The sequence below is a fragment of the Wolbachia endosymbiont (group B) of Apotomis betuletana genome, assembly GCF_947250475.1.
Classification (GTDB): Bacteria; Pseudomonadota; Alphaproteobacteria; order Rickettsiales; family Anaplasmataceae; genus Wolbachia.
On sequence record NZ_OX366320.1, the window covers coordinates 379893 to 401125 of the forward strand.

The following is a 21233-nucleotide window of genomic DNA, read 5'->3' on the forward strand; positions in this document are numbered from 1 at the left end:
AAGGAGGGTTATATGCCGAACGAAGAAAGACCACAAGATTTTGAGTTAATAGAACTATTAATTAGAGAGGTGAGTTCAGATGTAGCAAGTACTTCAACTCAACAGGGAAGTGATTTTAAATCTTTCAAAGCAAGATTTCAGTCATATATTGATCAGATTCCATCATATTTACATTCGGTAGGTAAAGAAGGATTTTTTCCTCATTTCTTTCTAGGAAGCTTTTCTACCTTGATAAATACAGAAATTGCGAAAAAGCTGAAGATTAAAAAAATATATTTTAGATTTGATACTTCGGGTACATTAAAAGTAGCTGTTATTAGTAATGATAAAATACAATCTTATGAGGACGTTAAGAATCATGTAAAATTAATTTCTATCTCAGAGCATAACTCTGATAATAAAAACTGTAAGTTTACTTCAGGTGATCTGGTAGAGATATTGAAGAAGTGTCTTACTTCACCTAAAGGTAAAAGTATACAAGCTGAAGCTCAAGATATAAAAGATGCATTTAAAGGTCCGATAGATTCTGTATTAGAAATGGACTTTAGGTTAATACATATTTCCAGAAATAATATTAACAAAGAGGGTATTAATGTTGAAGTAATAGATACGAGAGTACTTAATTCCGCTGTTAGCAAAGGTTTTCATGAGGTAAAAGGAGGGTTGTGGAGTAATCCAGAAAGTGATATAGCGAAGCTGACTAATCCTGATGTGGAAAAAGTGAAAGAGCCTATTGAGAATATTCTAAAAAAAGTTAGTAAAATTCACTCTGAATATAAGGATTCACTTATGTACGGTGAAAAAAAGCGTACGCTATCCAATGGCAAAAAGGTTACCGTTCAATTCCGGGAAACAGCACATCATGGGTTTATAGCAGGCGCCCTAGTGAATTTTCGCTATAGACATAATCTTAGGGTTTATCTAGAGCAATTTGCAGGGAGAGGTTACGCTGATATTGTTTTAGTGCCTCGTGGTAAGGATAGGTCATTGAATGCTATTCCTATTATTATAGAAATGAAGGCTGCTACTAAAGCAGAGTTAGAAGAAGGTAAAATAGGAGAAAAGAGTGGAACTGCACCAACTACTGCTTTAAAGCAAGCTGAGGATTATACAAAAGGTTTTCAACCGAATGTAATGAGAATTTTAACTACTGCAAATGACATGCTATGCGTTGGTGTAAACCTTGATCATCCATCTCCTGTTTCGAATATCGTTGCTAAATCACGTGATCAAGAAATCACCCCTCTTTTTAATGATATAATGGAATCTATTGATGGACGAAATAATGGTAGAATTAATGAAGAAGGGCTGAAGGAGAAAGTTCAAAATAACATAGAGCGTATCTACCATACATTTCCTGGTACAGGAGAGAAGGGAGATAATCATTATTTTAGTAGGTTTTTGTTAGGGCAGTCTCTGTTATTAAATGAAGTTCAAGTTTTAGAAAGCAGTTTTAAAAAGCACGTTTTTATTTATGGAGAAAATATACCCACAGAAGCTCAACCTGAACCTAAATCTCAACGTCTTAAAGATCAGAAAAGTAAAGGGCAAGGTGCCAGTCAACCATCTAACTTGGATCAAAGCCATGGAGTTGTGACAATGGTATTTATTCCAATCAATGTTCAAAAATCAGTTTGTGTGATGAATATTGTTGAAACAGATGGAAGAGATAATGCGATGAACAAGGGAATTCCTCTTGATCAACTTCAGCAAGAAATAGGAAACAGGAAAATAGTTGAACTAAACCTTAGTTTTAACATTAAGAAAAAATCAAAATTTGAAGAGTATTTTAGCGTGGAGGTGGGAGAATCCGTTTCCCTAGAGCAGTATAATAGAAGAGAAACTAATAAATTTGAAGGTAATTTTAAAGATATTCCTTATCCTAAGGATTTTAAGAAAACATTTGATGAAGTACTAGTATCTCAGCTTGCTTCTTTACAAGATCAATCTTCATCAATAGGTAAGTACAAGAAGTTATTTGGCAAAGTAGGCGAGGCAATATTACCTCTTAAAGGTTTAATAGAAAAAGAAGCACATACTCAGGCAGTATTGCATGGAGCATTTGACCATTATAGTGATATCAAGCTAGGAGAACCACAACAAGAAGATAGAGCGTTAATATTAACAGAGTTTCAAACAGGTAGGGGAAAACGCATTGATATGCTAGTTCATGGTATTAAGTTTGCAAACCAAGCCAGCAGTGCTAAAGAGTATGATCCGGTAGGATTGGAGGTTAAAGGACCAAGGGAAGGTAAGACAGCTGATGCATTAATAACAGAAGCAAATAATCAAATAACTAAAGAGTATACAAAAGGTGTTACTTATAAAACGCTTACAGATGGCAACAAAGTTGCTTTTATGGGTGTTATTTTTGACAAAGGGGCGAGTAATACAAATTCTCTTATTTTAGTAAGTAAAGATGAATTTACTCCTGTTAAGGTAGTTCATAGCTCCATTTTTAGTTTTAGCCAATGTGCAACAAGAAAAAGACGTGATATAGGTATACCATGCATAGATTCACGTGATGAAGAAAAGGTTACAAAGGAAGAAAAAAAGCAACGTGTTAAAGAGCTATTTGATATTGATAATGCTAAGGATTTAACTAATGAAATTGTAGATATAGGTCGTGAGCAAGTGTTTGATATGATAGGCAATGCTGATAGGACTGATGTATATGTAAAAGTAAAAGATAACAATGGTAATGATAAAAAATTGATAATAGGTGATATTATAGAAATGAAGAATGCAGAAAGATATTTTGTAGATGATTATAGTGATGGTATTGAGATCTTAGTAAAAGTAGGCAGAGATAAGGATCGCGTTATAAAAGAAAAAATAAAAGGACAAAATATTGAGTATTATTTAAGCATCGATGGCTATGAAGTAAAATTCGATGATATAATTAAAAATTTTACTACAGATGCAGAAAGAGAGAAAATTCATAATAAATTACATCAACTATCAAATGATAAGCAGTTGTTAGAGAATAAAAAATACATTGAAGATATAGGTGATGTTCAAACTAATCAAGATTACTCTAATATTGTAGAGGAAATTAAACAGAACTTGCTAGCAAAAGGTGTTAGGGAAGATACTTTTGATACGTTTAAAAATCATTTTGATGATCTTGGTGAAAAAGTTTTTGCAGATTATATTAGTAATGTAGAAAGCAGCCTTCAAGAAAAAGGAATTGCATTTGATCGTGATAAATTTGATTCAGCGAAAATAAAAGGAGCAAAAGGTGGAAAGTTTTTTTCCATGATGGCTATATATGACTTGCTTGATAGTATAGGTGATACAGCAACACTTGGACGACATGATAATAATGCTTTAAAGCAAGTATTTGGTATCAATGGTATACTAGATGCTATGGATGATGTTAGGACGAGTGTAAGTATTTCTTCTAATAGTAAAGTAGGAAAATTGATTAGTAAAGTACCACAACCTGTACGTCAAACGTTTGTTAAGATTATCAGTAACCCCATAGTTCAAAGTATTACATTTGCAACTATTGCTTATCAATTTGGGTATAGTATAAATGAAATAGCTCAAGGTAATCATCATCCATTAAATTATTATTGGACAGCTAGTAGTGGTGTAAAACTAGCAAGTATGAGCATAAGGCCTATAAGTGCAAGTGTTAGCTTTACAGTAAAAAGTGTAAGTGCTACTACTAAGATTTTAAGAGGGTTATCTGCTGCAGGTAAAGTTTTAGGTAGGGTAGCAGTAGTTACTATGGTTGCTGATGTATTAATAACAATTGGTGTAGAAATTCATGAGAGAATAGAGTATACAAAAGCAATAGCAGAACAAGTACCTCTACTACCTGGTGGTGAACAAGCGGAAGTATTTTTTGCAGGAGTAATCAAGTTTTTTACAGGAAAAAATGTAGAAAAGGAATATGAAGACAAAATTAGAATAAAGGGTTATTTAAATTCTGTAAAAGAAGTAGCTATAAAACTGTTAAATGATAATTATGACATAGCTGCGGTTGTACAATACGTAATCTCCATTGAAGAGAAATATAGTGAGGTGATTAAAGATAAGGAAGTAAAGCCCATGTGTGTTATGTATCCCCCGTATAATCCTAATATAGGAGAGGATCTCGGTTGTGTAGAGCGGATGGTGTGGATATGTGGGTTGGAAAAAAGATACAATAGTATTTCTTTTAGTAAGGTTAATACAGCTTCTAATGTAAAGAATGATTTATATTCTCTTGATATCTCTAAAATACTAGGTATGGCACCTTATACTTTGGTTATGAATGAAGGTTGGGAAAGGTTTATCTGTGATATAAAAAATAACCATCAATGTCATCAGGAGATAGATGAAAAAAAAGTTTATGTTGTTAATACGGATGCAAAGCATATTCCTCATCTGACCAAGTATGAATATGAAAACCTTGGCTTAAGAATTGTAAAGGTACCGTTAAAATACTCAGGACCAAAATCGCAATGCGGTAAAGTAATCACTACACAACATAAGAATGGCAATTTGTACTACCCATGTAACAGCAACAAAGTCTACAGAGAGTGTCAAAATACTTTTGTTCTTTCAGAAGAACCTTTTATTTTCACTAATCCAACAAGAAAAGATCCTAGTAATACAAAAAAGCAAACATTTCCTAAAGGATCAGTGTTATATATTTCAGGGCCAAAAACATTAATAGCAGCTGCAAATTATCCAGCAGTAATGCATATTCCAGAAGGTAGTAATATACGTTATATTGGCTCAAAAAATAATGAAACTATCTTTGTTGTTGACAGCTTTACATCTGGTACTCTTGAAGGTGGAGCAGGAAAAGAAAATACTGTGGTAATGAATGTTAAAGCTAATAATATCGTTGCTGATTTGCACAATGGAATGTTAAATTACGGTAATAGCAACAACATAAGATTGGTCAACACACATAACTACGTATCTAGTTCTGACAGCAAGCAAAATATTACTACTCACTGTAAAACAAGATTTATTAATGTAAAAAATGCAGAAGTCTGGCAGAATTCACTTAACTGCACAGACAAAGATTATGAAGTTAGAGTAGTTAACAAAGAAAATGTGCATCACAGGGGATTAAAGCAAACAATATTTGTTGTTAATGAAGATAGTGATAATGTGAGGATAGTAAATGATTTAGGAGATACAGGAAAAATAAAAGGAAATATTGACGTAATAAGGATTCAAGTTAGTAATATCATACAGTGGGGAATAAGTGAGGATATAGAAAAAGGTAGTTATAGCTTAGATCTTTTAGCTAATAATGGACAGACTATTGTTTCAAGTACTAAAGTCAATGATTTTAAAAGTCTAGTAATTCAAGTAAATTGCCAAGGGATAACAGAGTCTGTTACAATACAAGATAAGTCTTTGTCTGATACAATAGAAGATATTAGATGTCAAAAGTTGAGAAATTCAGGAAATGATGTTAATAGAGAAGTCATACAAAATAGTGGAAAAAAGTTAAAAGCATTTATACAAGCAAGTATACTAGACCAAGAATTACTTGATACTTACCAAATTGCAAAAGATATTGCCAATAACAATAATTTTGACATACCAGTATCTCAAGTAGAAGTTATTAAAAATCACATGGGAGTACCTAATGAAAAAGTGATAATTGCTGGAATGTACTCAGATCAGGTAATTGTTGATTTTAGTTACAATAATTTTGATGTTACAAGTAGTTATCAGAAATACCTTAATAATGGACAGGGCTATGGTTATGATGACTACGTGATGCTATGTAATTACTATCAGGATATTACAATAGAAGGAGAGAAAGGGCAACACCAGTATATTATCAAACTGCCAGATACATTAAATAGTAAAATTTCGTCGTCGCCAATAAGGCTCAATTTAAAAATAAAAAACAAAGTGGTGTCTTATCAAAACATACCTTATAGTATCATTGATTTTGCTGAGTTAAATGTAACAGATGTTGATAGTATAAGAATAGAAGAAGGTAAAAGGAGTTATATAAATGCATGCTATAGCAAATCAATCTCTGACCTTACAGAGGATAGCTTAGAGATAAAAGATATTACTATACTTGATAGCAAAGGTAATAAATGGTCTTTGTCTATTGGTTTAGTTGATTATTTTAAAAATCCAGAGAATCAACAAATTGTATTACGAATAAACAATGAGATTTATAAAATAGATAGTACAAACTTAAAGCTTGAGCATGTAGAAATGAACCCGGACTCTTTCAGATACTATCAACCAGAGGAACAAGGGTTACAAATTTATCATAATCAACCTATCGATAAGAATGATATTGGTTTGGTTGATTTTAGAGATAAGTCTATATTGGATTTTGATGCCGAGATTACTGATGATAGTTTAGTGTTATCACATAAGAATAATACCTTAGCGAAAGTAGAAAATTGGAATAGTTATCAACTAGCAAGAGAAATGATGTTTGCTTTTAATGATACGATGGTTTCTAATTTGAAATGCATAGTCTCTGCTTGTAATTCAGAAGATATTATAGAGGACTTTAATAAGGAGAAAGTAACTTTATTAAAGGAGAAAATGTTTGATGCTATAGTGCGAAACAATATTAATGAAGCTAAAGGTTTAATTAGAAAAATTGAAAGTGTGAATACTGAAAGTAAGCATGAATTAACACCTTTATATATGGCTATTCAAGGAGGTAGGTTAGATGTAGTAAAAGTTCTTTTTGATAGAAAGGATTTTAGTGTTGAAAATAAGGACACCTACCCTCTGTACTTAGCTGCTCAAGAAGGTAAATTGAATATAGCTAAGTTTCTTGTTGATAAAGGTGCTGATATTAGGGCTAAAGATAAAGATGGTAGAACACCTCTACGTATGGCCGCTTACAACGGTGATTTAGAGATGGTTAAGTTCTTTCTTGATAAGAATGCAAGTATCGAGAATAATGACCCATATAAGATGATGAAGATGGTTGATGTTCTAAAAAAAGAAATTATTAACCAAGCAGATACTGCGGCTAATGTAAAAAAATGGGCAGAGTTTTTTGTAGAGAAGTTAAGATACTCAATAAAAAGTGTAGCAAAAGAGAAGCTAAAGGATGGCATGTTGCATAATGGATATAGTTCAGTTAATAAACTTGCTGATGAAATTTATAGATCAGATGGAAAGTTGTTTGATGATATAATTAAAGGAGTTATAAATGATGTGTATGGAAAAGTAGATACAAAAAAAATATTAAGTTTTGTACGAAGTCATGGTTATATTGATCAGCTTATTTTAAGTTACGTAGCTGTGTTTGATGCAATGCAAGAGAATGATGATTTAAATAATGGTGCAGTATTTAAGTTAGCTTACTATATAAAAGAAACAATGAATTTTGATAACTATGCTAATGCCCGGTTAGAAAAAAGATCTAACCTTGAGGAGCTAAAAAGCAGATTGCCAGAGTCAGTAAAGAATATAGTATTTGCGTCAGAAGTATGTATTAAAAATACTTATCAAAATGAATATTTATATGCTGCTGATAGTTGTTTTAATTATGACAGCAATAGAAGAAAGGTATTTACTTGGACTCCAAAGAATGAAAAAAATGATAAGTTTAGGTGGATGATTAAACCTGATGGTGATAACTTTAATATAGTGAATGCTGGATTTAATGAAAATCTGTATGCTGCTAGTGATTATTTCAATTATGACAACGACAGGAGAATGGTATTTACTTGGGTTTCAGGGGGAGGAGTTGCACGAGATGTGTGGATGATTAAACCTGATGGTAACGACTGCTCTATAATGAATGTTAAGCTTAAAGAATATGTGTATGCTGCTGATTATGCTAAACATGACAAAGATAGAAGAAGCGTATTCACTTGGATTCCAGGGGGAGAGGTTACACAAGGTGTATGGAAGATTGAAGATTGTGGATCTACTATAAGAAAAGGTAGAAGCCAGAGTACAGGTACTGGCTCTAGAGACAATAATGGCGGAGCTTTTAGTTTTAATCAAAGCCTAATAGAGCCTCCTGTTTGCAATGTTTCTGTGAATAGTCATTTTGGAGAAAATGTTGATGTTCATTCTAAAGATGAAAATGGTTGGACGCCGCTACACTTAGCTGCATGGAAAGGTCAATTAAATGATACTAGATCATTAGTCGAGAAGGGAGCCGATATTAATGCTGAGAATATTTTTGGTAGGAAACCTATACATGTTGCTGCTGAAAATAATAATACAAACATTATAGAATTTTTTCTCAGCAAGGGAATGAGCATCGATGATGTTGATAGATATGGTCGAACACCACTATACTGTGCTTCTTGGAATGGTCACTTAGGTGTAGTGAAGTACCTTGTAGAAAAGGGAGCTGACATTAATGCTCAGGACAAAGGTGGTGAGACATCGCTGGATGCTGCTACTGATCAAAAACATGAAGATGTTGTAGGGTATTTAAAACAAGTGCAGCTAAATCAAGAATTACTTATTGCAGCACAATATGGTAATTTTGATGAAGTTAGAGATCTTGTAAGTCAAGGGGCTAGCTTGAATGCTAAGTATAGTAATGGGATGACTGTTATGCATTCTGCTGCTTATGGTGGTAATCTGGATATAGTAAAATATTTTGTAGCAGATGCAAAAAATAGCTTAGAAATTAAAGATAATGGCGGTAGAGTTCCCCTGCACTATGCTGCTTACAATGGTAAGCTAGATGTGGTAAAGTATTTTGTAGATGAAGGGGAAGTTGATGTTAATCTAAAAGATAGTGATGGGCAGACAGCATTGCACATGGCTTCTGGTGGCGGCCATCTGGATGTAATGGGGTATCTTGCAAGTAAGGGAGCAGATATCAAAGCTAAAGATAAGGATGGTAAGACACCGCTAGATATCGCCATCGACCGAAAGCATGATAGCATCGTAAAATACTTAAAACAAGCTCAATTAAATGAGCAATTACTGGCTGCAGTGCAAGGTGGTAATTTTAAAAAAGTTAAAGATCTTGTAAATCGAGGTGCTAGTTTGGACGATGCTAACATTGATGCTCAAGATAAGGAAGGAAAAACACCTTTGCATTTTGCCGCTCAAGAAGGAGATTTGGGCATGGTCCAATTTTTCCTTGATAGGGGTGCTAAGATTGAAGCCAAAGACAAATATGGATGGACACCTTTACACTTTGCTGCTTCTAGTGACAAGTTTGACATAGTTAAGTTTCTGTTCAATAAGAACGCTAATATTAAAGCTAGAGATATCTACGGCGATACACCTTTGCATCTGGCTGCTCAGTATAGTAGTAAGCTTGAAATAGTTGAATTTCTTTTAGATAAGGATGCTAGTGATATTAATGATGTAACTAATGACCACTCTACACTTTTACATGTAGCTGTAGAGGGAAACAAATTAGATACAGTCAAATTCCTTCTTGATAGAGGTGCTGATATTGAAGTCAAGGACATTCATAACCAAACACCTTTGGGATTGGCTATTCAAAAGGGTTACACAGATATAGTTAAAGCTTTGGAACGGGAACGATTAGGTAAAGAGTTATTTACTGCTGTGAGAGAATTTAATCTTCCTAGAGTTGAAGAGCTTATAAGTCGAGGAGCTAATGTTGATACTAAAAACAAGAATGGTAAAACACCGCTAGAGTTTGCTATTAATACAAAGAACGTTCTTGAAGAGAATCAGGAATCTCTCAATAGTTCATTATTGTTCACCCAACAAGGTCATATAGTGAGAGTTTTAGAACAGGAGCAATTACGCAGGAAGTTGTTTACTGCTGTAAGAGAAGAAAATCTCCTTAAAGTTAGAGAGCTTATTAGTCAAGGGGCTGATGTTGATGCTAAAAAGGATGGTAAAACGCCACTAGATATTGCTAAAGAGAAACTAAGAGAACGTGGTAAAAACAAAGAATGTAGTGATATTGTGCAGTGCTTAGAAAAACTCAAGCAGAAAAGAGGAGAAGCTGTACAACGTAAACGCCGTCATTTACTGAGTGAGTTGCTAGGTTCGAGTAATCAACCTGAGATAGCAGCAAGTAGTGGTACAAGACCATCTTCATGGATAAATAATTGTATTTCTTGGGCGAAAAAATTAGCAGCTAGCACTTTCTCTATAATTCCTGCATTACCCTCTCAATACAACATTGCAGACAAGAATAATGTAAAAAGTGATAATAAAAAAATACCACAAAGTACATCATCTGTTGGTTGGAATAAATTCCTAAATAATGAAAATATTGCTCTTGCGAGTTGTGTTGCCGATGCATTAGATAATACTCCAAGTAGGCGCTATCAAGGTTTAATGAGTAAAGGAGTAGAAGTTGTGCCAAGCAGCAGAGTTGCAGTTGAATTTGCTCTTAAAAAATTTAATTCATTTGTAGAAGATAAAATAAGAAACCTAGAATCAAAAGAACAAGCTAGAATACGTGTTGAACTTAAAGATGCGTATCCAGAAATAATAGCAAGCTTGGAAAGAGGAGTTGAATTTAGTGGTAATGTTGGGTTAGATAATGTTTTAGAAAAGTCCAAGAAGCGCTTTTGTACAAATGTCCTACAAAAAGATAAAGTATCAACTTATCTTTCTGAGATAGGAGTAACCAAGCTTGGAGGTAATCTCAATAGGTAGTTTATAATATAAGAGGTAATATGCCAAGTAGTGGAAAATTTAAAGTGAGGGTAGCCAAAATAATTAGGGATACCAGACTAAGTTTGATGATCCCAATACTAAAATGGATGAAATAGGAATAAGAAATACAAGACTAGAATTGGTAAATAAGTGGTTAATGTGTTTTCCATATTGAACTTACAGCACGTAGCTTTGATATAGAAGTTTGGGTAATGTTATGATAGTAATTTATATAATTCTATGTGCAATCTTTATAGCCATTTTAGACAGTTCACTAGATTCTTAATTAGGGGATATGTCTAACTTAGGAAAGATTTTCATCAATGTTGAAGTGAATAAGTAGGGATATTATGTTTTTTCTTTGAGTTGTGAAATTTCAGAATGAGAAAAACCTGTAGTTTGTGATATGATATCAGTAGAGACACCAGCTTTAAGTAGTTTTTTTGCCACAGCTATTTTAGCTTGTTTTTCGCCCTCTGCCTTGCCTTCCTGTCTACCTTTTTCATGGCCGATTTGGATGCCTTCTTTCCTGCCCTTCTCTTCTCCAATTTGGATTCCTTCATGTTTAGCATCGTCAAGTTTTTGTTCTAAGATAGCAGCTTCTTTTTGTAAATCCATTACCCTTTCTTCATAAGCTACAAGATCTTTCTCATTCCAATGAAACTTATCTAACTCATCATATGCTAACTTTATTATCGGTGACTTTTCTGCTATTTTTCTTAAATCTTCATCAGTTGTCTCTTCTGCGTATTTGAAGAAAAATAGCCAACGATCTACTACATTTTCTAGCTGCTCTTCTCTGCTCTTAGGAAACTTTGGCAACTCAATGAAGATAAATTGAAAATCTTTTAAATCATGCTCGTTAGTTTTTTCATCTCTTATGGTATGGCTAGATATATAATCAAGCTTATCAGGAAATAAATTACAATTGGAAATAGCAATAAAGAAAACCTTCTTTAAATCAATATACTTACCGCCTTTATCAGCCTGTCTTGAATAAGCCTTAGCAGCGTAAAGTTGAGCGCGTTTTTCAAATCCTTTATCACGAGCGAGTTGCATCTCAATCACGTACCTTGCCCCAGTAGAATCCCTGCACAGGACATCAACAATACTCTGCTTATCAGAAGCAATTTCAGGGTCCATAATGGTGCTAAGGAATTCGACTTCTTGTATAGTATTTATTTCAGTAAACCCTAAAATATCATTCAAAAAGTGGATAAGGATATTCTTATTTTTTTCAGTACCGAATATTTTTTTAAATGTTAAGTCTAATTTTGGATCGAGAAACTTGGAAAGAGCCATGAGAGAGTAAGATAAAAAGCATTAATAATTATACACAATTGTGAAGAAATATTCAACTAAAATGCAAACATTTTGTATATCTTTATTTGGTAGTATTAACCTGTATAATATTTATGGCAAATATCTTGATAAGGTATCAGATAGCACAAAAAGTAAGGAGCTGGAGGTTAAAAAGAAAATATACCCTGAAAAACTTAGCAGGCAAAGCAAACATAAACTATCATACACTGCTAAGATATGAACAAGGAACATGTGGCATTCCAATTGAAAAGTTAAAAATATTAGCAGGGGCATTATCAATTCCTGTTGGAAATCTCTTTCCTGGGCGAAAAGTACTAAAAGAAAGTAGTTGTTTCGAGAAAGCTAAGACCGAGGAAATGTATAATTTTATAGAAAAAACAGGAGGACACAAAGCAATTTATGCATTAACCAAATCTATCCGAGCTGAGGAAGAAAGTAATATAAAAGCAGCAAGAATAAGAATTGCAAGGAATCTAGTTAAGGCAGGGTTTGATAATGACATTATCTATCGAGCAACAGGCTTATCAACGGAAGAATATGCTGATAAAGAGAGATACGAGCAAAACGGAGGACAAGAGATAAAAAAGTGGAGAATAATCAGAGGCTATACTCAAGAAGAATTAGCGAAAAAGCTTAATGTAGGACCTTCGCAAATACATCATTATGAACAAGGTAGTGTTACTATTTTAAGTGAAAGGTTGTGGGAAATAGCAAAAGAATTATCAGTGAATGCTGAAGATCTAATAAAGGAATACAAAGAAAGTGATTGTGAAGGAGAAAATGAATTATTAAGTTTGGCAAGAGAATATAGAAAAATTGACAATCAAGAATCACGAAATGAACTGAATATATGGGTAGAATTTTTCTTGCAAAGAAAGCAAATTTACAAAGAAAAGATTTACAAAACAGAGGAAATGAAAGTTGCAAATAATTTACTTCAGTTAGGTTTTTCTACTGATGTTATTTCTAAAATAATTGATTAACAACAACCTTTTTACATAACTTGAAAATAAATATGTATTAATATCTTTACCTATTCATGAAAAAATAAGTAAAAAAGATTGAGAAATTTATTTGACTTCACTCGAAAGCTATGGCTTTATGCCAATGCTGATAAAAAACAGCAGTAAATAATTAAAAACAATTTGTTATTAATGAGGAGTATATTTTATGAATAATAGTGAAAAACTTACAGAAGAAATAGAGAGAGTATTACAGAGTGGAGGAGGAAGTGCTCTATTTGATCGTGAGATAGTGTCAGTGCTTCTAGGAGCAGTTCACGACAGAAAGCAAGCACAAGATGTTACTAAAACTCTAATGGATAACTGCCCGGGAATAGGAGAAATTTTGGGACGAGAAATCGATGATCTGAAAATGATAGAAGGAATGACTGAACATGCAGCTGCAGCAATTGAATGTGTTAAAGAAGCTTATAAAAGAGCACTCAGAGAAGGATTAAAGAGAGGCCCAGTAATGGATAGCCAAGAAAAGCTGATAGAGTATGTAAGGGTAAACATAGGCTTTTCAGCAAAAGAAGCTGTCCTGATAATATACTTGGATAAACAGAACCGTCTTATAAGAGATGAAGTGTATTTTGGTACAATAGATGAGGTACACCTATCTGAAAGGAAAGTGGTAAAAAAGGCGTTATCAATGGAAGCAGCATCGATAATATTATCTCACAATCATCCAGGAGGGAGTTTAGAGCCATCAGAAGATGATAAGGTTATGACTAGAGAATTAGTATCAGCATGTCAAGGAGTGGGAATTGAACTAGAGGATCACATTATTATGACAGATAAAGGGTATTGCAGTTTTAAGGAAAGAGAGCTGTTATAAACCAAATTTCAATTGCTTGAGAAGTTTGGCTACACAATGAAATATAAAATCAAGTAGCAAAAAAACTTAGTCAAGAATCTGAAGAGCAAGAACTGCACAATACAAAAGATCTTTGTATAGCTTGTATATTAAGTCGTGATTAAAGAATAAAAGTCCTGAAAAAGCTATTCTTTTATTATAAATAGTTGCAGAATATACAAGATCTTTTTATAATTTGCGTATTAAGTTAATCGTAAAGCAATAAATTGCTCTATAGACTTGAATAATATGCTTAATATAGGAGGGTATATGACTACTAAAAAAACAGTATCATTTGATGATATGGATGGAAATACTTATGAGTTAATCATTGATTCTAAAAAGTTACCAAAAGGACTATATAGTGCTATTAGGCGTACTAGCAAAAAAAATCAGCAGCTTATACTTGTAGATGAGACTGATCCGAAAATATTTGATGATAAAAGCAGGTTTGAGAAGCCTGAAGGTGTGCCTTCCCCTAGCGATGTTTCTGGAAAATCAATCAATCTTGGAGAAGGACGTGAGGTTTATAACAAAAAATCTTCAAATCGTCAAAATCCGTTTATTCCATCTTTAAGCAAGATAGAGCCAAGTGCAAGTGAAAATGCAGAATTGAGGTGGTTTAAAAGTAGAGTGGTAAAGGCAAAAAGCGTAGAAGAACTGAACAAGACTATAGACCAAGCACTAAGTGCTGGAATCAGGATAAATGCGTATAGCGAAGGGCAGAAGAGTTTTGCTGATACAGTAATATCGAAAATGCCTTTGATCAAATGCAAAGAAAATGAGAAGGAAGATATAATATGTGAATTGATGCTAAATGGAGCGATATTTAGTTACGATCTATTGCAGGATAAGGGAATAAGTGAAATGCATAACAAACTCTATCAAGAGATTCGTCCACAGATAGATAAGTGGCTAAAAGAACTGAGAGAAATCGGTGAAAGTGCTATTGAAAATGAAGGAATCATAGAAGACGTGGAAATGGATAATCAGACGTTTTTTATGAAATTTTCTGAGAATAGTAAGGTAAATATTGCAAGAGTATTGGAAGGTACAAAAAATTTAGGGTTAACGACAGGAGAGGTAAAATTAGGAGGTGATGTTATAGAAATGGGAAATAGTAAGGTTGAGGTTAGAAGTGAAAAAGAAGGTGAGAGGAATTACGTTGATGTGTCTGACAATAGTGCTTTTACACTACCGACAATGTTGCAAAAAACATAAAAATAAAACTAGAGAAAACCATTTCTCGAAAACTTCTGTGTCCAGAACCAAGAGTCCGATTTACTTATAGCGCTAATAATCAATTAACCATCGGCTTTAAGGAATGATATGAACATATTATTTCAAGGAAAAGTCATGAGAAACAAGAGATTAGCTATCCAAATTAGCTGTAGCTATGAACCTAATCGGTTAGCAGAACAATGCTTATCAGATGCTTATGAAAAGGTAGTGTCAAAGGAAATAAGTCAAAAAAACTTAAAACATAAAAATGGGATTCAAGGAGGGTCAAATGGTAACAGTATGTTTATATGCGAGAGTTTCTTCGGGGAAACAAGTAGAAGGAAATACGATAGAAAGTCAAATTGCAGCTTTAGAGAAGCAAATTAATCTGGACGGATACAGATTGTTAAGTGAGTATAAATTTATTGATAACGGCTACAGTGGATCTCATTTAGTCCGCCCTGATTTAGAAAAATTACGTGATAAAGTAACAGAAGGTAAAATTGATAAGATTTACATTCATTCTCCTGATCGTTTATCTAGAAAATATGCATATCAAATGGTGCTGATTGAAGAATTTGAAAAAGCAGGAGCAAAAGTGGTTTTTTTAAATTATGAGATTAACGGTAACCCAGAATCTCAATTACTGTTACAAATGCAAGGTATGATAGCAGAATATGAACGTGCGAAAATTATGGAACGAAGTCGTCGTGGTAAAATCTATGCAGCTAACAAAGGCTATGTAAATGTAATGGGAGGAGCTCCTTATGGTTATCGTTATATAGATAAGCATATGGGAGGAGGACAAGCTTTATTTGAGATTAACGAAAAAGAAGCTGATGTCGTTCGTAAAGTATTTTTGTGGATAGGCAGAGAAAGAACAAGTATTGGGGAAGTATGTCGTCGGCTAAATACTATGTCCATTAAGACACAAAAAGGAAAAGAACGCTGGAATAAAGGTACAATTTGGAGTATGTTGAAAAACCCTGCTTACAAAGGACAAGCAGCTTTTGGTAGAAGAAGGTTAGGAGTAAGATTAAAGCAAGTAAGACCACAGAAAGGCTCTTGTGAGCAGCCAAAAAGTAACCACTCTGTCTATCCTGTTGAAAAAGCAAATTGGATTTATATTAAAGTGCCAAATATAGTAGATGAAGATATATTTGATATTGTTCAAGAACAATTAGCTGAAAATAGAAAAGTAGCAAGGACAAGAAAAAGAGGAGCAAAGTACTTACTACAAGGTTTAGTCATATGTAAGCGTTGTAATTACGGATGTTACGGAACTTGCATGAGAAGTAGACGAGAAGAAGAAGGTGGTCATTATGCATATTACCGTTGTAGTGGTAAAGATTCTTACCGTTTTGGTGGTAATAAGATTTGTGACAATAAACCCATTCGCTCAGATGCATTAGAAACAGCTGTGTGGGAAGAGGTTAAGCAGTTATTGAAAAATCCAAACAGGATTTTAGAAGAATACAAGCGTAGGCTTTCAGAACTAAAAAAATCATCATTGGATCAAAAAAGTGACCTGCTAGAGAAACAAGAAAATAAATTAAAACGTGGTATTGCTAGACTTATCGATAGTTATGCTCAAGAATATATCAATCAAGAGGAATTTGAACCACGAATTAAAGCAATGAAACAAAGCTTAAAAACAATTAAAGAAGAGAAGAAAAAGATATTTTATCAAAAGGAATTAGAACAGGAGGTAACTCTGGTTGTGGCCAATTTAGAAGACTTTTCTTCCAATATTACGTTAAACCTTGATAACGCAGACTGGTTAACTAAACGTGATATTATCAGAACATTGGTCAAGAGAATTGAAATTAACCTTGAGGACGTAAATGTGGTATTTCGCGTAAAAGAGCTACCGAACTCTTCTGGACATAATGGAAAGGAAAATAAAAATTTGCAACATTGTCGTAGGTGTATTTGAGATAACATTTCCTACAAGTATTGGTAGCCTAAAAATTGTAGTATACCATAATGCGGAAAATGACAGTCAAGTAGAGGTCAGAGTAGCAGATAAAGAAATGTGGTCTGAACTACAAAAGAGAGGGGAAAATATAGGAAAAGGGTGTTTTTTTGGAGGAATGACGGTCACAGAAGCGGTAGAAAAAGGAAGTTTCCCTAGGAGTGGTAAGTGGAGTAAAGAAAAGGCAAAAGAAGAAATAAGGGCGATTAGTAATAATGAAGCATTATCATGGGTTGATAGGATATATGGAGGTAGTAAAGAGACCTCTCGGAAACTTTAAACGAAGGGAGGTTTTCTTCCCTTCTTTAACCAAAATCATAAAATTACAAAATCTTTATAAGCTAAACTTAGGTTGTAGCAAAATAACAGATGTTTATTTCGGTAAAATTGTTACGATATGGCAAATATCTCTATAAGATATAAAATAGCACAAAAAATAAGAAGCTGGAGGTTAAAACAAAAGTATACCCTAAAAGATTTAGTAGATAAAACCGGCATAAAATATCATACCTTGTTAAGATATGAGCAAGGAGCATGTGGCATTCCAATTGAAAAGTTAAAAGTGATAGCAGAGGAATTATCAATCCATGTTAGAAATCTATTTCCTAGGCGAAAAGCGCTAAGAGAAAGTGGTTGTTTTGACGAAAGTAAGATCGAATGGATGTATAATTTTATAGCAAAAACAAGAGGACGCAAGGCAATTTATGCATTAACTAAATCTATTGGAGCTGAAGAGGAAAGTAATGTAAAAGCTGCAAGAATAAAAATAGCAAAAAATATTTTAAAGGCAGGGTTTACTAATGATATAATTTACCGAGCAGTAGGTTTATCAACTGAAGAATATTCTGATAAAGAGAGTATACATTATACAAGCCAAAACGGAGGACAAGAGATCAAGAAGTGGAGAATAATCAGAGGATATACACAAGAAGAGTTAGCAAAAAAGCTTAATGTGGGACCCTCGCAGATACATCATTATGAACAGGGGAGTGTGACAATTTTAAGTGAAAGGCTATGGGAAATAGCAGAAAAATTATCGGTGAATGCTGAAGATTTGATAAGGGAAAAAGATTGTTATGAGGATGATGAAGGAGAAAAAGAGCTATTAAGCTTGGCAAGAGAGTTAAAAAAAATTAACAATCAAGAATCACGAGATGAACTGGACATATGGGTAGAATTTTTATCGCAAAGAAAGCAAGTTTACAAAGAAAAGATTTACAAAGCAGAGGCAATAAAAGTTGCGAATAATTTACGTATGTTGGACGTTTCTATTGATGCTATTTCTGAAATAACGGGCTTATCTATTGAGGAGCTTGAAAATTATGCTTTTAAAACTTAGCCTGGTTTAAAAACTGCAGTAGCTTACTGACTCATAAATAATACATTAAAATATCAATAAAAATAGTTGTATATTTAATATATCTAAATTACTGAATGAAATTCTTGTGCTTCTGTATTTAATATATAATGTTCAAATAGATTGAAGTGAATTAACTAAATTAGGTAGTAGAAATTTGCTTAATGTAATTCATTGGTATCACAAATGATTATCTTGAGTATGCCAATTTTTCTAAAAATATTGACGGTACTAAAAAAATAAGTTATCCTTTTAACAGATTTATTAAGAAGATGTGTATGGTTAGTCATGAAAGGAAACATACAGTAGCATTTTGCATTTCAGCTATTGCGTTTTGTGTTGGCATCTCATTAATTGCAGCAGTACTTACAACAATAGCACCTTTAATTGCCATAATTATTTCAACTATAATAGGGGCAATAACTATTTTGTCTGCTTGCCAAGCTATTGAAAGCTACTCAGTCATAAAAAATAGCAATAAGGTAACAAGTAGTTTGCATGAAATAAAAGAAGCTTTTACAGGAAAGGAAAGCGAGCTTTTTATTGAAAAGGTTTTTAACCATTCATGTGGATTTTTTAGTAGTGAAAAAGAAAGTAGTACACAAAGATAATAAGATTTCTCAACAAGGCAAATTTGCTTATTTTACTTTTCTGGTTCAACTAAAGCTTTAGATTTTACTTGATGTAAATTAAGATACAATGTCACAAAATTTATCGATTACTTTTTGATTGCCTTCTATCATTGCATTTGCCTCCTCCTGAAGAGATTTGATATTTTTTGATGTAATATTATCCATGTCAGGTGATGCTATTTTCAGTTGCGATTGTATGCGTATATATTTATCAGATATAACTTGATCAAGTTGGTAATTTACTGCATCTAAACTTGAGGCAAACATTACGTTCAACAGCGGTTTTATCCAACCTATCTTTCCAAATTTCCTCGAGTTAGAATACCTTATACTTCTATCTGTTCTGCCAGTACCAATTGATAGAATTATAATATCATCATTAGGAAATAACCTCTTACCACTTGCATATGCGCAAGCCGCAGGATTATTGGCAAAAACCCCGCCATCCACTAATACCATTTCCTTTTGGTTAATTTTAAGATATTTAGGTGCAAAGTAAGTAGGTGCTGCAGTTGCTGCTCTTAATACATCCCTTAATTTAATAAAATTTCTATCCTCTTTCCAGCTTTTGAAGAAAAATGGGCAGTTATTGTGAATATCGTAACTCGTAATCAACACATTACTTAAAGTGTTTTTAAGGATATCATCGCCAAAATATTTATCCAGTACAAATTCAATATTTTTATGTGGGTATTGTGCGCAATTAAGCCAAGAAAATATTGATCTTCTCAAAAATGAAGATTTAAAAATATATGACCCGTATTTTTGGTAAAGCTCGACTAAATCACTAGCTGAATATTGGGGATTTCCTTGTTTATCTTTTTTACATAATCCTGCTATAACAATTCCACCGGTTGAGGTTCCTGCCATTAAGTGAAAGATTTCAGCTATAGTTCTTCTTGTTCTTTTTTCTATTTCTGCTAATATTATGGCTGGTATGATGCCTCTTATGCCTCCGCCGTCAACTGAAAGGATGTATTTTGCCATGGTTAGGTATTTATTGATTTTATTAACTTGTTCGCTTTTATCGGGATGTGTTTCCTGCCCAAAAGCCACAGTCTGCTTCACTCCTAGAGAAAATTGCACCAACCTAATAATTGATTCCGTGGATCATGCTAAAAAATCCTTGTTGGTTCAGGCATACCAATTTACCTCAAAGCCTATTGCTGAATCCTTGGTTCAAGCTAAAAAGCGTGGAGTTGATATTAAGGTTATTCTAGATGAATCACAAACTAGTTCAAAACATAGTGTAATTAACGAATTATTTGAGCACAAAATCCCGATATGGATTGACTTTAAACCCGCTATTGCTCATAGCAAGGTAATTATTATTGATGAGCAAAAAATCATAACCGGATCATTTAACTTTTCAGATGCCGCTCAGCAAAGAAATGCTGAAAACCTACTGATCATAACAGGAGATTCTCCACTAGTTGGACAATACGTCAAAAATTGGAAAAATCGCCAATCGCAGTCTAAGCATTATACACCAGACTTTAAGTTATCTTTGAATTCATCTAATTCCTCAGAAAGATTTTTTACCCTTTCCTCAAGTACTAACACTTTTTCCATTAAACCATATTCAATAAGTTTATCGTGAAATTGTACCCTTGAGTCTAGCTTGGATAACCACCATATGATTGCTACGGTTTGGATTAATAACGTGATAATTACTGTAATTGGGATTTTTTGATTTTGCATAATGATTTAATTTGTGTTATTGAGAATTTGTACTGCGTGTTGTGAGAAAATAACTACAATTTTATTGCTCTCGCTTATATTGTTTTTCCGATTTATGAAGAAGATCTGCAATTTCTCTATAAGGTTTACTACTTTCGTGATAGGATAACCTGACAGCTATAGTTTTTGCAGTTCTTCCTTTCCAGTCTCCAATATGAGGGTTAGCTCCTCTCTTCAGTAAGAGTTTTACAACTTCTAATTGACCACCGTTGGCAGCACCGAGTAGTGCTAAACTAATATTTATATCTACTCCTTCATCTAATAGAAATGCAACAATTTCTAAGCATCCTTTCTCTGAAGCATAATATAATGCCTTTTTACTAACACTTGAATCATCTCTACTTTCTTTTATTAATGATTTCATAATTTCTAAGTCACAGTTCTTAGCTGCTATTTCTAACATTTTCTGATACTTCTCAGCAGCCTTAGATTTCTGATAGTCATACGCAATAACAACACATACTACTGCTACTATAAACCACAAAAACCTGTTTCTTGCTATCTTGCTCATGTTTAGCATTAAATCAGCAATTTACTTACTTTCTCTTAACATAAAATC

Annotated in this window: 12 protein-coding genes and 1 pseudogene; 9 read left to right on the plus strand and 4 right to left on the minus strand. The window is 33.4% G+C overall.

What is annotated here, in order from left to right; translation table 11 throughout:
• The first annotated feature begins 12 nt into the window (after nt 1–12).
• Nucleotides 13–10569, plus strand: a complete 10557-nt coding sequence (locus OOK82_RS01695) for an ankyrin repeat domain-containing protein (RefSeq protein WP_264704339.1) — start codon at nt 13–15, stop codon at nt 10567–10569.
• Nucleotides 10570–10917: 348 nt separating this feature from the next.
• Here the strand turns inward: OOK82_RS01695 and OOK82_RS01700 are convergent, their stop codons facing one another.
• The gene (locus OOK82_RS01700; RefSeq protein ID WP_264704340.1) at nt 10918–11871 is read right to left on the minus strand and encodes an Rpn family recombination-promoting nuclease/putative transposase; all 954 of its coding nucleotides are present in this window, start codon (nt 11869–11871) and stop codon (nt 10918–10920) included.
• 113 nt (nt 11872–11984) lie between these two features.
• Between OOK82_RS01700 and wmk (OOK82_RS01705) the strand changes: the two genes are divergently transcribed.
• The 7 genes from wmk (OOK82_RS01705) (at nt 11985) to OOK82_RS01735 (ending at nt 18913) form a co-directional block, all read left to right on the plus strand.
• Nucleotides 11985–12875 carry a WO male-killing family protein Wmk gene (gene wmk / locus OOK82_RS01705; RefSeq protein ID WP_264704328.1) on the plus strand — a complete coding sequence of 297 codons (891 nt, stop codon included), beginning with the start codon at nt 11985–11987 and terminating at the stop codon, nt 12873–12875.
• 187 nt (nt 12876–13062) lie between these two features.
• The gene (locus OOK82_RS01710; RefSeq protein ID WP_264704329.1) at nt 13063–13731 is read left to right on the plus strand and encodes a JAB domain-containing protein; all 669 of its coding nucleotides are present in this window, start codon (nt 13063–13065) and stop codon (nt 13729–13731) included.
• Nucleotides 13732–14019: 288 nt separating this feature from the next.
• Entirely contained in the window at nt 14020–14970 is a 951-nt protein-coding gene (locus tag OOK82_RS01715) for a hypothetical protein (protein WP_264704330.1), read from the plus strand.
• Nucleotides 14971–15238: 268 nt separating this feature from the next.
• On the plus strand, nt 15239–16906 hold the full coding sequence (locus OOK82_RS01720) for a recombinase family protein (RefSeq protein ID WP_264704331.1): 1668 nt from the start codon (nt 15239–15241) through the stop codon (nt 16904–16906).
• Nucleotides 16860–17225 (plus strand): hypothetical protein, encoded by a 366-nt coding sequence (locus OOK82_RS01725; protein WP_264704332.1) that lies wholly within the window; start codon nt 16860–16862, stop codon nt 17223–17225. The genes OOK82_RS01720 and OOK82_RS01725 overlap by 47 nt, the downstream gene beginning before the upstream one ends.
• 117 nt (nt 17226–17342) lie before the next feature.
• A complete protein-coding gene (gene wmk / locus OOK82_RS01730) occupies nt 17343–18284 on the plus strand; it encodes a WO male-killing family protein Wmk (protein ID WP_264704334.1) in 942 nt (313 codons plus the stop codon).
• Nucleotides 18285–18580: 296 nt separating this feature from the next.
• On the plus strand, nt 18581–18913 hold the full coding sequence (locus OOK82_RS01735; protein ID WP_264704341.1) for a WD_0736 family protein: 333 nt from the start codon (nt 18581–18583) through the stop codon (nt 18911–18913).
• A gap of 78 nt (nt 18914–18991) precedes the next feature.
• Here the strand turns inward: OOK82_RS01735 and OOK82_RS01740 are convergent, their stop codons facing one another.
• Nucleotides 18992–19921 (minus strand): patatin-like phospholipase family protein, encoded by a 930-nt coding sequence (locus tag OOK82_RS01740; RefSeq protein WP_264704342.1) that lies wholly within the window; start codon nt 19919–19921, stop codon nt 18992–18994.
• Between OOK82_RS01740 and OOK82_RS01745 the strand changes: the two are divergent.
• A pseudogene (locus OOK82_RS01745) lies at nt 19920–20426 on the plus strand (phospholipase D family nuclease); the annotation flags it as partial. The gene OOK82_RS01740 and the pseudogene OOK82_RS01745 sit on opposite strands and share 2 nt — an antisense overlap.
• On the opposite strand, the gene OOK82_RS01750 reads toward OOK82_RS01745, so the two are convergent.
• Both OOK82_RS01750 and OOK82_RS01755 read right to left on the minus strand, forming a co-directional pair.
• Nucleotides 20417–20635: a hypothetical protein gene (locus tag OOK82_RS01750; RefSeq protein ID WP_264376279.1), complete on the minus strand. Its 219-nt coding sequence runs from the start codon at nt 20633–20635 to the stop codon at nt 20417–20419. The pseudogene OOK82_RS01745 and the gene OOK82_RS01750 overlap by 10 nt on opposite strands.
• Before the next feature lie 61 nt (nt 20636–20696).
• Nucleotides 20697–21194, minus strand: coding sequence for an ankyrin repeat domain-containing protein (locus tag OOK82_RS01755; protein WP_264376280.1), 498 nt, complete (start codon nt 21192–21194; stop codon nt 20697–20699).
• Nucleotides 21195–21233 lie beyond the last annotated feature (39 nt).

Coding starts and splice junctions, on each gene's coding strand:
- OOK82_RS01695 (WP_264704339.1), top strand. CDS start 13: ATGCCGAACGAAGAAAGACCACAAGATTTTGAGTTAATAGAACTATTA.
- OOK82_RS01700 (WP_264704340.1), bottom strand. CDS start 11,871: ATGGCTCTTTCCAAGTTTCTCGATCCAAAATTAGACTTAACATTTAAA.
- wmk (WP_264704328.1), top strand. CDS start 11,985: ATGGCAAATATCTTGATAAGGTATCAGATAGCACAAAAAGTAAGGAGC.
- OOK82_RS01710 (WP_264704329.1), top strand. CDS start 13,063: ATGAATAATAGTGAAAAACTTACAGAAGAAATAGAGAGAGTATTACAG.
- OOK82_RS01715 (WP_264704330.1), top strand. CDS start 14,020: ATGACTACTAAAAAAACAGTATCATTTGATGATATGGATGGAAATACT.
- OOK82_RS01720 (WP_264704331.1), top strand. CDS start 15,239: ATGGGATTCAAGGAGGGTCAAATGGTAACAGTATGTTTATATGCGAGA.
- OOK82_RS01725 (WP_264704332.1), top strand. CDS start 16,860: ATGGAAAGGAAAATAAAAATTTGCAACATTGTCGTAGGTGTATTTGAG.
- wmk (WP_264704334.1), top strand. CDS start 17,343: ATGGCAAATATCTCTATAAGATATAAAATAGCACAAAAAATAAGAAGC.
- OOK82_RS01735 (WP_264704341.1), top strand. CDS start 18,581: ATGGTTAGTCATGAAAGGAAACATACAGTAGCATTTTGCATTTCAGCT.
- OOK82_RS01740 (WP_264704342.1), bottom strand. CDS start 19,921: ATGGCAAAATACATCCTTTCAGTTGACGGCGGAGGCATAAGAGGCATC.
- OOK82_RS01750 (WP_264376279.1), bottom strand. CDS start 20,635: ATGCAAAATCAAAAAATCCCAATTACAGTAATTATCACGTTATTAATC.
- OOK82_RS01755 (WP_264376280.1), bottom strand. CDS start 21,194: ATGCTAAACATGAGCAAGATAGCAAGAAACAGGTTTTTGTGGTTTATA.